This window comes from Streptomyces sp. SolWspMP-5a-2 (assembly GCF_900091845.1).
GTDB lineage: Bacteria > Actinomycetota > Actinomycetes > Streptomycetales > Streptomycetaceae > Streptomyces > Streptomyces doudnae.
In genome coordinates this window covers 1-12,125 of the sequence record NZ_FMCI01000015.1, presented here as the reverse complement: position 1 = coordinate 12,125, position 12,125 = coordinate 1, and the positions used below count along the sequence as shown (strand labels likewise).

At 67.0% G+C, this 12,125-nt stretch carries 12 protein-coding genes and 1 pseudogene; 6 read left to right on the top strand and 7 right to left on the bottom strand.

The genetic code is table 11. The annotated features are described in order from the left end of the window. Positions 1 to 1,625 precede the first annotated feature (1,625 nt). The 5 genes from GA0115242_RS00805 to GA0115242_RS00785 all read left to right on the top strand — a co-directional run bounded on the left by GA0115242_RS00805 (position 1,626) and on the right by GA0115242_RS00785 (position 5,954). Positions 1,626 to 3,167: a sensor histidine kinase gene (locus tag GA0115242_RS00805; protein WP_093823393.1), complete on the top strand. Its 1,542-nt coding sequence runs from the start codon at positions 1,626 to 1,628 to the stop codon at positions 3,165 to 3,167. Further along, positions 3,164 to 3,592 carry a roadblock/LC7 domain-containing protein gene (locus tag GA0115242_RS40500; RefSeq protein WP_161352922.1) on the top strand — a complete coding sequence of 143 codons (429 nt, stop codon included), beginning with the start codon at positions 3,164 to 3,166 and terminating at the stop codon, positions 3,590 to 3,592. The genes GA0115242_RS00805 and GA0115242_RS40500 overlap by 4 nt, the downstream gene beginning before the upstream one ends. After that, positions 3,592 to 3,969, top strand: a complete 378-nt coding sequence (locus GA0115242_RS41185) for a DUF742 domain-containing protein (protein WP_093823390.1) — start codon at positions 3,592 to 3,594, stop codon at positions 3,967 to 3,969. The genes GA0115242_RS40500 and GA0115242_RS41185 overlap by 1 nt, the downstream gene beginning before the upstream one ends. Beyond that, positions 3,950 to 4,561 (top strand): GTP-binding protein, encoded by a 612-nt coding sequence (locus tag GA0115242_RS00790; RefSeq protein ID WP_202554794.1) that lies wholly within the window; start codon positions 3,950 to 3,952, stop codon positions 4,559 to 4,561. The genes GA0115242_RS41185 and GA0115242_RS00790 overlap by 20 nt, the downstream gene beginning before the upstream one ends. Positions 4,562 to 4,685: 124 nt before the next feature. Next, positions 4,686 to 5,954 carry a cytochrome P450 gene (locus GA0115242_RS00785; RefSeq protein ID WP_093823386.1) on the top strand — a complete coding sequence of 423 codons (1,269 nt, stop codon included), beginning with the start codon at positions 4,686 to 4,688 and terminating at the stop codon, positions 5,952 to 5,954. A gap of 19 nt (positions 5,955 to 5,973) precedes the next feature. Here the strand turns inward: GA0115242_RS00785 and GA0115242_RS00780 are convergent, their stop codons facing one another. Next, complete coding sequence (locus GA0115242_RS00780) at positions 5,974 to 6,729, bottom strand: transposase family protein (RefSeq protein WP_093823384.1); 756 nt, start codon at positions 6,727 to 6,729, stop codon at positions 5,974 to 5,976. Between the two features lie 175 nt (positions 6,730 to 6,904). On the opposite strand from GA0115242_RS00780, the pseudogene GA0115242_RS00775 reads away from it, so the two are divergent. Further along, positions 6,905 to 7,282: pseudogene (locus GA0115242_RS00775) on the top strand (integrase core domain-containing protein); the annotation flags it as partial. 29 nt (positions 7,283 to 7,311) lie between these two features. On the opposite strand, the gene GA0115242_RS42410 reads toward GA0115242_RS00775, so the two are convergent. The 6 genes from GA0115242_RS42410 to GA0115242_RS00745 all read right to left on the bottom strand — a co-directional run. Then, positions 7,312 to 7,473 carry a transposase gene (locus tag GA0115242_RS42410; protein WP_370672245.1) on the bottom strand — a complete coding sequence of 54 codons (162 nt, stop codon included), beginning with the start codon at positions 7,471 to 7,473 and terminating at the stop codon, positions 7,312 to 7,314. 94 nt (positions 7,474 to 7,567) lie between these two features. Then, positions 7,568 to 8,902 (bottom strand): PP2C family protein-serine/threonine phosphatase, encoded by a 1,335-nt coding sequence (locus GA0115242_RS00765; protein WP_237548532.1) that lies wholly within the window; start codon positions 8,900 to 8,902, stop codon positions 7,568 to 7,570. 397 nt (positions 8,903 to 9,299) lie between these two features. After that, positions 9,300 to 9,680 (bottom strand): hypothetical protein, encoded by a 381-nt coding sequence (locus GA0115242_RS00760; RefSeq protein ID WP_093823379.1) that lies wholly within the window; start codon positions 9,678 to 9,680, stop codon positions 9,300 to 9,302. Positions 9,681 to 9,685: 5 nt separating this feature from the next. Further along, on the bottom strand, positions 9,686 to 9,934 hold the full coding sequence (locus GA0115242_RS00755; protein ID WP_093823377.1) for a hypothetical protein: 249 nt from the start codon (positions 9,932 to 9,934) through the stop codon (positions 9,686 to 9,688). 883 nt (positions 9,935 to 10,817) lie between these two features. Continuing rightward, a complete protein-coding gene (locus GA0115242_RS00750) occupies positions 10,818 to 11,138 on the bottom strand; it encodes a beta/gamma crystallin domain-containing protein (protein WP_176729713.1) in 321 nt (106 codons plus the stop codon). 436 nt (positions 11,139 to 11,574) lie between these two features. Beyond that, positions 11,575 to 12,125: transposase family protein (locus GA0115242_RS00745; protein ID WP_218088631.1), on the bottom strand; the 551-nt coding region annotated here is incomplete at its 5' end.

The following is a 12,125-nucleotide window of genomic DNA, read 5'->3' as shown; positions in this document are numbered from 1 at the left end:
GTTAGCCGTTGTAAGCTCGGGCGGATAGGGGGACGGACGCGCCATGACTCGATCCTCTCAGGCAATCGAGCCTCCATCAGACCCGGAGCGGTGCAAGGCCAAGCTTCGATGCGCGGCCACACGGCGGAACAGCGATGCGCTACGTCGGCCACGCGGCGCCGCCCAGCGAATCGTCGCGTCTATCGGCTGGAAACGGATTCTGAACGTCCTGGAGATGCCTCCTGGCAGCCCGTCAACTTCGCTGCTGCGCTGCGCATATGCCGCTTAGCTGCTGCCGATGACTTTCAGCCACGAATGAGGTTAGAGTGACACAGTGAGACTGGCGATGCTGGCCAGGACACTCGCTAGCTACCTCATGGGTGGTCGTTCACGGCATCTACTCCTGAGTACCCATCTGATGTTCCAGGGCTGTCGGTGCCCTTACCTACGCCCGTACCGACGCTCCCCGCATACCAATCACGCCCAAAGCCAACCTTGTGGCTTCCAATGCTTCCTGAGGACTGATGACACAGCTACCAAAGGCGCTCACCTGGCGCTTGCCAGTCGGCGCTGCAGGTGCCGCCAAACTGGCGTCGTCGATGCTGTACCGCCTTCGGAACTTGGATCAGGCCCTCTCTGCCCAAGCGGACCAGCAACCTGAGCGTGTGACGGAGGGTCTGCGTGCCGCGCGCCACGAAAGAGACGTGCCTCAGGAGGAACATCCGCACACGCTTGTCGGCGCTTGTGCAGTCAAGGTCGGTCGCACGGTGGCATTCACCGAGCGCGACACCGCGAGGGCTAAGCGGGGCACGGCGTACGCGGCGAGCGAAGCTCGCCGCCTGATGACGGTATGGCTTTCTACCTCGTCAATCCATTTGAAAAATCGTTTCTTCGGGGTCCGGACTTCCCTACCCGATGAGTTCTCGGGTACCCGACCTCATTCTGACCACGCGTCCGGGGTGGAGCGCTTGGTGACGGTAGTTGTGCGAAGGCGACTCCGGGCGGATGAGGAAGCGCCCGCGCCAACCCGTTGCGCGACCACCGTCACGCAGGCGATGGGTCCTCTCCTCCGGTTCCGCCTAGCTGCAACCCAGGCGTGGCGCAACGGCCCCGGTCTGGTTGGCGATCTGTTGGCTTTGGAAAAGCTGGACAACCAGGGTCTACGGCGCATTCAGACCAACGACTCGCGGCACGACGGTCGTGCACCTGCTCTCTCAGCGGTTCCTCAGCGAAGGCCGGCGACGTGCTGACGGGTGTGAGGACCCGAGTGCACGACTGTCAACGGGGCAAGCTGGCTGGCCAGCTGCCGGACCCGGCCGCTGCCGTCTCGCGTGCAGTCGCCCCGTTCACAAACCCATCGACGGACCTTCTGGACACCAACCTGCAAGGCTGCGCGTCCCGTGAACAGACATGTAATCCGCCGCCGTGCCGCGGTCCGTCGGCGGGGGCCGAGACCACCTCGGTGGACTCCCCATGGTTCCGTGGCGCCACCAACTTCCAGACGACCCCGCAGGGGCAATGGACGTGGCCGGGAGCCCGGTCAACTGCCCCAAACGACCCGTGCCTGCTGACCGTGAGAGGTTTCGGCCCATGCACACCATCCGCGGCGGACCCGCCCGCATGCCCCCCGAACCGAGGAGTTCCTCATGACCCAGACGTCGCCGCGTGATGGGAGGCAAGCTGTGCCCGCGCCACCCACCGTTCCCGGAGTGAGGCCGATCCTTGCCACCGCGATCGCCAGCTGGGCGGTCAGCGTCGGCGCCGTCGCCTGGGTCGCTCCCACCACGGCAGTAGTAGTGGGGTGCCTGGCAGCTGCCTTCACTGTCACCGGCTGCGTCCTCGCGCTCGCAACACGGCGGCGTGCGATCCGGACCGCCCAGGCGCTGCGCACGGAGCAGCACCGCGTCGCCCGCCTGGAGAACGAACTCGAAGCGCTGCGAACCGACCTGGGCCACGCCGTCCGTCACTCGCTGCCGTGGGCGGCAGAGAGCATCAGGGAACGGGCATCCGCCGACTCGATTCTCGCGGCGGGTCAAGAGCACCTGCCGACCAACCCCGCCGTCCGGGAGTTGGTGGAGGAGGCCGTTCGCGCCATGCACGCGGAACGCCGCCGCTTGATGAGCGTGCTGTCGGTCCTGGAGAGCGGCGCTTCCCGGGTGCAGGCAGCGGTGACCGCTCAGGTCGCTGAGTTGGATCGTCGGAAACTGCCGTACTGGCAGGACAACATCGACGCCGGCGTGCCGCACCACCAAGTCCGTGAGGATCTGGAGGCGCTGGACCGCCTGCTGGCCCCGATGGACCTGCTTGCCCAACGACTCCTGGTCCTTACCGGCGCACGACGCACCGGTCGCCCCTGGCCCCGACCCGTCCCCATCGCCCGAGTGGTCCGCGCGGCGCTGGGCCGCAGCGAGGACTTCACCCGCGTGGTCGCAGCCCTGCCGCCGGTACCGCAGGGCGTGCGAGGGCCCGCCGTGAACGCGGCCATCCACGTGCTCTCGGAACTGGTCGACAACGCGCTGCGGTTCAGCCCCCCGACGACCCAAGTGCACGTCACGGTGGAGAACGCGTACAGCGGGATCGTGCTGCACATCGACGACAGCGGCCTGCCGATGCAGGAAGAAGCGCTGCAGCGCGCCCGCGACACCGTGGACGTGACACGGCCACTGGACATCACCGACGTCTCCGGCAGCCGGCTCGGCCTGGCCGCCGCACGCCTGGCGGGCGAACGCTACGGCATGCGGATCGAGTTCCGCCCCTCCATCACGGGCGGCACCCGGGCAAGTGTCTTCCTGCCGATGCAATGGCTCTCGGCCGTCGCCGACTCCCCGACAGGCCAGACCTCATTGGGCACCGGCGCGACCGCGGGGCGCCGCCCGTCGCTTGTACCCAGTGCACCAGCGACCACCGATCTTGCGCCGCTTCGCGCCACCCACGAGGCACGTCTCACGATCGACCCGGACGCCGAACCCGACGCGGGACCGGTGCCCCTCCCTGTGACTGTACCTGGGGGCGAGCGTCGACTGCCCAAGCGCAGCAGGGGCTCAACCCTCCCCGACCGGCCAGCGGAGCGGACGCCGGACACCGGAACGCGCCTCGCACCGGACGACGCGGCCCGCCGCATCTCCTCATTCCACCGCGCGGTACGGCCCGCACCCCCCGCACCTTCGGACCACACGGAGACCCCATGACCCCCAACTCCCTCTCCTGGCTGATGAACGACTTCCGCGACCGGACGGAGGGCGTCGAGCACGCCCTCCTGTTCTCCCGGGACGGCCTGAAGCTCCATTGGGACGACGGTCTGAACCCGGCTTCCGACGCACCGGCCGCCACCCGCGACCGCGTGGAGTATCTGGCTGCCATCGGCTCCGGCATCGCGGGCCTGGCCGCCGAGGCATCTGACAAGCTGGACTGCGGCGGCGACCCCGACTACATCACCCTGCTGTTCCCCGGGCGTCAGCTGCTCCTGGTCAACGCCGGGCACGGTGCAGTGCTGACGGTGCTGGCAGCGGCCGATGCTGAGCCCGGACTGGTGGGTGCGGAAATGGTCCGTCTGATCGATCGACTGTCGGAACACCTCGGGATTGCGCCGCGGCAGGCCGGGACCCCGGCCTGATGATCGATCCGGATCTGCCCGACCGACTGTTCGTCGCGCTGTCCGGACGCACCGCTCCCGACCCCGACCACGTCTTCGACCCGGTCTCGCTGATCGTGGCCGCGGACCACTCCGGAGCCGGGCTCGGCCTGGAGGAGCGCGCCATCATCCAGGCATGCGTCCGCCCACTCGCCGTGGTCGAAATCTCCGCCCACCTCCGTCTCCCGCTCGGGGCAATAACAGTGCTGCTGTCCGGGCTCCTGCAACAGGGCCATGTCAGCGTGCGGCACCCCAGGACCCACACGGCCGCACGCGTCGGCGGGACCGGCTTCGTCTCGTGGCAGCCCCCCGACCTTCAGCTGCTGGAAAGGACCCTCGTTGCCCTCCGTAACCTCTGACGTGCCTCCACCGCTGGCCGCCACCGCCAGCAGTGGACTGAAGATCGCGGTGGCCGGAGGCTTCGGCGTCGGCAAGACCACCTTCGTCGGCGCCATCAGCGAAATCGCCCCTCTGCGCACTGAAGCGGAGATGACTCGGGCTTCGATCGGCGTCGACGACGTTGCCGCGACCCCCACAAAGACCACGACCACGGTGGCTTTCGACTTCGGCCGGATCAGCCTGGACGACCAACTGGTGCTATACCTCTTCGGCGCCCCCGGCCAGGAACGCTTCGAGTTCTTGTGGCAGCGGCTGTTCACCGGAGCCCTGGGCGCCGTCGTACTCGTGGACACCCGCCGCATCGAGGCATCCCACGCTTCCCTGGACCGGGTCGAGGCCGCCGGACTGCCCTTTGTCGTCGCCCACAACGTTTTCGACGACGAGGACACGGTCTTCGGTCTTGACGCCATCCACGAGAGCCTCGCACTCTCGCCGGACATCCCAGTCATGCGGTGCGACGCGCGAGACCGCACCTCGGTGCGCGACGTACTGGTGCGAACTCTGAACCACGTGCGGCAGGCCGCCGCGCTCCATACCAGCGCATCACAGTGACTCCCCGCCGGATCGATACCGCCGAACCCCCGCTCCAGTCGTCAGCGCTGTCCGGCCCACGGTGCAGACCTGGCCGACCCCGACTTCCCGGCAATTGCCCGATCCCGAATGGAGACGCCGCGCCATGAACGACACGCCCCTGGTCGAGGTGGCGGAGAGCCACCTCGACGCGCCGCGGCTTGGTGACCCGCGCTACGCCGCGGAACCGGCCTCGGTTTTCGCCGAGCTCCGGTCCCGCTACGGACCAGTGGCTCCTGTGCTGCTCGTCGGGGACGTCCCCGCCTGGTTGGTGCTCGGTCACCGTGAGCTCCAGCACGTCACGGCGGACACCGAGACGTTCTCCCGCAACTCCTCGCGCTGGCGGCTGGGCCCGCAGCTCCCACCTGAGTGGCCGCTGTGGCCGATGCTGGGGGGTGGGAGAGGCGGCCGCGCGCTGCTGTTCCTGGAGGGCGAAGAACACCGCGCGCGGTCTGTTGCCGTCTCCCACGCACTGACCGGGGACCTGCTGGAATTCCGCGCCCGCTGTGAGCAGTTCGCCGAGGAGCTCGTTGCGTCCTTTGCAGCGGACGGTGAGGCCGAGCTGATGAGCGCCTACGCGATGCGACTGCCACTCCTGGCAGTGGGATGGGCACTGGGGCTCTCCCCTAAGCAGGGCGAGGACTTGGTTGACAGCGTCACTGCGATGACGGCCGGGGGACCGGACGCCTTCGCGGGTCAGCAACGGCTCCGCGATGTGTTCGCCGAACTGGTCGAACGAAACCGCAAGTCTCCCGGTAGAGACGTCACCGGGCGGCTCTCCACCCATCCAGCGGGCCTGACAGACCTGGAACTGGTCGAGGACCTCGCCGTGGTGGCGACCGCTGGTCACCAGACGACGGGCAACTGGATCGGCAACGCCCTGCGGCTGATGCTCACCGACCCCCGATACACCGACTCCTTCGCGCGTGGCCGCCTCCCGGTCGGACAGGCCCTACGGGAAGTCCTCTGGGAAGACAGCCCGACCCAGGTGGTCGCCGGACGCTGGGCGACCCGCCCGGTCGAACTGGGCACCGCGCGGATCCAGACAGGCGACATGGTGCTGCTCGGCCTGGCCGCGGCCAACCACGACCCGACAATCCGGCCCGCCGACGGCAGCACGCCCCGCGGGTCACAGGCATACCTCTCCTACTCCCACGGCCGGCACGGCTGCCCCGGCCCGGCGCGGGACATGGCGGAGGTCATCGCCGTCGCCGCGATCGAAGTTCTTCTGGACTCGCTCCCGGACATGGCGCTGGCCTGCGCCCCGGAGGCACTGAGCTGGCACCCTGGGGTGTGGCTCCGTGGACTCCAGGCACTGCCAGTCACCTTCACTCCAGCACTTCACGCTGGTCAGGCCCCCGCTCCCTGGGGCTGACAGTGAGCCTTTTCCAACCTTACGTTGAGGCGTGGTGAAGGACGACGACCGCCTTCACCACGTCCGTGATCCGGTTCGTGCTGCAGCGGAGCTTCCGGAGGAGGCGCCACCCCTTGAGGGTGGCCATAGCGCGTTCGTCGAGGCAGCGGATCCTGGCATGGGTGGTGTTGTGACGACGCTTCCATCGCTTGAGGTGACGGCCGCGAAAGGGCACCCGGACAGGCCCGCCGGCTCCCTGGTACGCCTTGTCCGCCCAGCATTTGAGCTCCGGCTCAGCGAGGGCTTCGGTGATCCCATGTTGGCGTGCGGCGGTCAGATCGTGAGTCGAGCCTGGCAGAGCCGACGAGGCCCAGAGCAGGCGTCCGAACGGGTCGGTGAGGACCTGGACGTTCATGCCGTGACGTTTGTGTTTCCCGGAGAAGTACGGGGTGTCGGCGGCGATCCGGTCGATCGGCAGCAGGGTGCCGTCCAGAATCACGAACGCCTTCGTCCGGATCGTCTTCATCGCCTCGGCCAGGGATGGGGCGAGGGCGGCCAGTACGTCGATGGCCTCGCGTATGTAGCGGTAGGCGGTCGCGATCCCGGTACCGAACCCAGCGGCGAGCTGAGCGTAGGTGTCACCACACCGCAGGTGGGCGAGGGTGAGCAGGGCGTGGCGCCCTGGTGCCAGTCGTCGCCACCGCGTGCCGATTTCTCGTCGCCAGGAGAGGAGATGTCCGGCCAGATATCGCAGGGTGCGACTGGACAGGTCGATCGACGAGGGGTAAACAAGCACGCGAGGCTCCTGGCAGCACGGTGGATCTTGGTCGTGACACCGTCTACCAAGAGCTTTGTCTTACGCAGGAGCCCAACTCGCGGCCACTACGCCAGGTTGGAAAAGCCTCCCTCAATGATTTCGCGCGCCGCGGTCATGCGCCGGGGGGCCCAGTGAGAACGATCGCGCTGCGTGGGGCGTCATCGACGCGTTGAAGATGGCGGTGGCGGTCCGCGGTGGCAACGTCGACGGAGTGATCTTCCATGCGGACAGGGGTTCTCAGTACATGTCGGCCGCGTTCGCACAGGTCTGTGACGGTTTCGGGATCCGCAGGAGCATGGGTCGCGTAGGCTCGAGCTACGACAATGCCCTCGCCGGGAGCTTCTGGCAGGGGCTCAAGAGGGAGACGTTGCACCAACAGCTGTTCTCGACGATGCGCCAGGCGCGGCTGGAGATCTTCCAGTGGCTCACCTACTACAACGCCCGCAGGCGCCACAGCGCCCTCAACTACCTCTCGCCAGCCGAATTCGAACAGCAACAGCAGAGACCACGTAAACTCACACTCGCAGCATGAACCCCCGTGTCCACACTCCGGGGGACGCCTCACCCCAGTTCCAACGGCAGGAGTTGCCAGGCGACGTCCTGGTGCAGGACGTAGAGAATGCCCTGCAGACACAGCCGGTCCGGTACTGGTCTCGGCCCCGGTGAACCCTCCGGCCACGGCGGCAGCAACGGTTCGATCAGCGCCCACAAGTCGTCCTCCACTATCCACGGCTGAGACGTCACACATCACGAACGGTCGAATCGTCACATCGGTCACGCCCAGCCAGGCCACCTCAACAAGATCCTTTTACGAGCTCTATGGGTGCGGCGGGATTCTGATGGCGAGGAGGGCCATGTCGTCGTGGCCGTCGCTGGGGTGCTGGTCGGCCAGTGTTTCGAGGATTTCCTGGAGTGAGAGGCGGTTGAGCTGGCCGGCCTTGTCGGCGAGTTGCGACATGGTCTGATCGATGGGTCGTTGTGGGTGTTCGGTGAGGCCGTCGGTGTAGAAGATCACTGTTGAGGAGGGGGGGGCAGTGAACGGGTGTGGTCGAGACGGGGCATCGTGCTGTCTACACCGAGGGGTGGGTCGGGCTGTGCGAGAAGGAAGCGGGAGTCTGTGCCGTGGGTGAGCAGGAGCGGCGGGGGGGTGGCCGGCGGTGCTCCAGCGCATCCTGAAACGGCCCGTGTTCGCGCCGACTGTGTCTGTTTCGGGCTCGAAGCGGGCGAGGCAGAGGGTGGTGACGGGGTTGCGCGTGAGGTCTTCGACGGTGTGGTCCAGCGCTGTCAGGGTCTCTGCCGGTTCCGCCGCGGGGGCGTAGTGGAGGTGGGCGAGGAGCATGTTGCGGATCTGTGCCATCGCGGCGGCGGCCTGGAGGTCGTGGCCTACGACGTCGCCGATGACTGCAGCGACCGCACCGGTGGGCAGGGGAATGGCGTCGTACCAGTCCCCGCCGATGTGCCGGGGAGCGGACGCGGGGCGGTACACGGATGCGCTCAGCAGGGGGCGTACGTCGGACAGACGAGGCAGGAGCATGCGTTGGAAGTGTTCTGCGTCCAGTCGGGTCTGTCGCATGAGGGCGGCGTCGTCGATGGCGAGCCCCGCGGCCTCGGCGAATGCAGCGATCATTGCTTCATCGTGGGCGTCGAACGGCCTGCTGTCTTTTCGCTCGCACAAGTAGAGGTTGCCGTAGACACGTCCGCGGATACTGACTGCGGCCCCCACCATGGAGCGCATCGGCGGATGGCCGGCCGGGAACCCGACGGCTGCCGGGTGCGCGGCGATGTCCTTGACTCTCATCGGCTCCGGATGGGCGATCAGTTGGCCTAGCAGCCCGCGCCCGGTCGGCATATCTGTTCCCGACAGGGCGCGTACCTGTGTCTCGGAAAGACCCAGAGGAATGAGCTCCCGCAGGCGCTCGCCGCGGTCGTCCAGCACACCCAGTGCCCCGTAGCGGGCTTCGACCAGGTCCATGGCCGTTCGGGCGATGAGCCTGAGGACGTCGGAAAGATCCTGATCCCGGCTGATGACCGCTTCGTACAACTCGTGCAGCCGGTTCTGGCCGCGCGCGAGGACGATCAACTGGTCCGCGATCTGTGCCAGTTCCGTCCCCAGCCTCATCCCTCTCTGTGGCACACGGTCGTTGTTGCTCATTATCGAAGAACCACCTGTGTGCGAATGCGGCAGGACATGACACCGGACCAAGCCTGGCAGCTTGCTGCCCGAACTCGGGATATATCCGCTTCAGCGGGCGCGTCTGCCGCGGCGCAGGCCAGCCCCTGCCGTCTCCCGGCTTCTGGACCGCTTGCAGTAGACGGTTCTCAGGGGTCCGGTCAGCAACCGGACGGTGTGGCGGGACAGGTCGATCGGGGACGGGCGGGCAGGCTCGCGAAGCTTCTGGCGGACACGGCTGGTCTTGGTCGGGAACCTGTCTGCCAGGAACTTTGTCGTTGTGCAGGACTGTCCACCTCATGGCCAGCGGGGCCAGCTCGGAAGTGGCTCGCTGGGGTCACAGTCGCTGAGGATTTCCGTCCTGATACGGACGGATCGTTCAGGCGGAGAGGTCGAGCACCCGGACGTCGGTCCCGTCCCAGGCTTTGGGCTGGACGGTGGCGACGCGTGCCCCGTCCGGGCGCTCGGGGCCGGGCATGGCCACATGGCGGGTGTGGCACCAGCCCACAGACCGCTCGTGGCCCGAGGCGGCCAGGACGGCGGCGAGATCGAGCGGATGAAAAATCACCTGGTCGAGCATGCCGAGGTGGCCGGCGAGTCCGATGCGTACCCGGTCCGCTTCGGCGAGTGCGGCCAGCGCCACGTGGACGCGCCAGGCCCCGGACTCGGCGGCCTGGTACAGAAGGCGGGAGGCCAGGACGTTGCCTGAGCCCAGAGCGAGCAGCGTGCTGTCGTCCAGGACCACATCGACAGGGACCACAGGATTCACGCGCCGCCGAGCCGGCGTGTGAGCTCATCGTCCGCTGTACGGTTTTGCTCGGGATCCGGGGCGTAGCCGGAGAGCGCGTGCAGGACTCCGAGGGTCTTCGCGACTTGCTCGTCCCGCTCGCTCTGAGTGAGGGTGTGGGTGGCGAATTCTCCGACGAGCCCCGCGATCGTGGTGCCCTTCTCGGCGGCCAGCATCGCAAGCCGGTCCCGGATGCTGCTCTCGACCTTGATCGTTGTGTGCGCCATGACTGACAGAATACATTGGGTATACCTGCTCGGGGAGGCGATTGCGATAGGCGCCCGCACCTCCCCGGCATGTGGCCGAGGAAACTGCCGGTCAGCGCGATGTGTTCGGCCCCTCAGGCGACGCCCTTGCGCGAGACATGGACGGCGCCGGTCAAGGCAACATGGTCGAGCACCGGGAGCCACCCGGTGGGGAGATGCACTCGCACGGGCCGCGCCGACAAGTGCGGGACTGTCCAGTCCCACAGATCCTCAGGGGACACGGTTCGGGATCACGACACTGAAAGCCTGCCGGAGAACCCAGTCGAACAGCACGGACCGGCTGGATGGACATACTCCCGGCCAGCCAGCCCCAGGAGCGAAACTGCGAAGCAGCGTTGGGGCGGACCCTCCTACGCACCCCACCGATCAGTTCAAGGCATCGCTCCCACCCAATGCGGGCGAGCCTCCGGACAGCACCTGCGGCGTCGACGTCGAGGTTCGGCTGACCGCTGACAGCGCACATTGGAGCGCGACCGTGTTCACGATCGCCGAGGCCGAACGCACCACAGGCAGGTGGTCCCGCACCGGCGTGACCCTGAGCTGCCGATACTAGTGGTGCTCCGATAGCTTCCTGAAACGATCAGTGATCGCTCGTGATGGTTGCGGTTGCTGCCGGTCAGCAACAACCGCGAGCGGGGTGCCGTGCCCGTTGGTGACCAGGCAACCGAACGCTGTCCCGACCCTCTGAGCAGTGGCGCGGCATCGTGACCCGGCCCCTTCGTACTCTCTCCCTGCAAGGTTGTACGTGGCCCTGGTTGGTACAGGCCGAGGCTCACCGATGCCGGCCGCGTCCGTACGGAAGCGGCCAGCATCCTGGGCGGTCTGCCCGCTCATCTGCCCCTTGTCAGAGGATTTCGATGGCCTTGACCTTCGGGGGCCGATTCGGGAAGGAGATCTGGTGCCACCGCCTGATTTTCACCGAATCGCCATTGGCGTCGTAGTAGATCAGGTCGTTGTTCCCGGTGGAGATCTTGTCCACCCACCGGCCGCCGAATGAGGCCTTCCCCCGGTTTGCGTAGCAGTCCACGCGGTCCTTGCCGTCTTTGTGCGACCAGATCTTCAGATAATTCTCACCGCCACGGCAGGCGATGTGGTTGATGGCGAAGGCCTGGCTGGTCGGCATGGTGACGGTGAACGCTGCAGTCGCGGCCAGCGCCACGGTCATGGAACGCGCCACCTTCTTCGTCCTTGAAATCACAAGTTCTCCTTCGTTTGAATACCGAAACGGGAACTCACGTCGCCGCCCGCCAGAGTTCGGCGTCGCGCCATCAACCATACCGACGTCCTCAGCTAGAAATCTAGACCTCACTTTTCTGGCGCCTGAGCCATGCCAGTCCCGTAAAAGTGGATTACACGACAATCCCTTTTGTGAATTCTTCGCGAATCCGAAAGCGCTCTGAGGCGCCGCAACTCCGCCCTCCCCACCGGACCCCCAGCAATTCCGCCCGGCACGGCGGCCTCACGTTCGGCAGCGACGGCACGCGAAGTCGCGGGCGAGCGTCCTGAAACGGCAGCAGGAGGGCTGTCACGCGCCGGGTGGCACAGATCGGGAGGAGCGAGTGCCTCACGGAGGACCTCGGTGACCGTGAACCTTTCCCACCTCACGTCGAAGCGTGGTGAAGGACCAGAACGGCCTGGACGATCGCGGTGATGCGGGTGGTGCTGCAACGGAGTTTCCGCAGAAGGGCCAGCCCTTCAGAGTTGCCATGGCCTGCTCGCCGAGGCAGCGGATCTCGGCGTGTGTGCTGTTGAGCCGACGCTGCCACCGCTTGAGGCGACGACCTCGGGAGCGGGACGCGGATGGGGTGGCCGGCTCCCTGGTACGCCTTGTCGGCCCAGCACTTCAGCTCGGTCGCGGCGAGCGCGCCGGTGATCCCATGGGTCCGTGCGGCGGTCAGGTCGTGGACGGACCCGGCCAGGGCGGGGGAGGCCCACAGCAACCGGCCGAAGGGATCGGTGGGGACCTGGACGTTCATGCCGTGACGCTTGTGTTCCCCGGAATAATTGGGGGTGTCGGCGGCGATCCGGTCGATCGGCAGGAGGGTGCGGTCCAGGATCACGAACGCCTTGGTCCGGATCGTCTTCATCGCCTCGGTCAGGTCGGTGCGAAGGAGGCCAGGACGTCGATTATCTCGCGTATGTAGCGATAGAC

Excerpts from the sequence above, each read along its gene's own strand:
- GA0115242_RS00765 (WP_237548532.1), bottom strand. The coding sequence starts at position 8,902 with ATGAGCAACAACGACCGTGTGCCACAGAGAGGGATGAGGCTGGGGACG.
- GA0115242_RS41185 (WP_093823390.1), top strand. The coding sequence starts at position 3,592 with ATGATCGATCCGGATCTGCCCGACCGACTGTTCGTCGCGCTGTCCGGA.
- GA0115242_RS00805 (WP_093823393.1), top strand. The coding sequence starts at position 1,626 with ATGACCCAGACGTCGCCGCGTGATGGGAGGCAAGCTGTGCCCGCGCCA.
- GA0115242_RS40500 (WP_161352922.1), top strand. The coding sequence starts at position 3,164 with ATGACCCCCAACTCCCTCTCCTGGCTGATGAACGACTTCCGCGACCGG.
- GA0115242_RS00785 (WP_093823386.1), top strand. The coding sequence starts at position 4,686 with ATGAACGACACGCCCCTGGTCGAGGTGGCGGAGAGCCACCTCGACGCG.
- GA0115242_RS00755 (WP_093823377.1), bottom strand. The coding sequence starts at position 9,934 with ATGGCGCACACAACGATCAAGGTCGAGAGCAGCATCCGGGACCGGCTT.
- GA0115242_RS00750 (WP_176729713.1), bottom strand. The coding sequence starts at position 11,138 with ATGACCGTGGCGCTGGCCGCGACTGCAGCGTTCACCGTCACCATGCCG.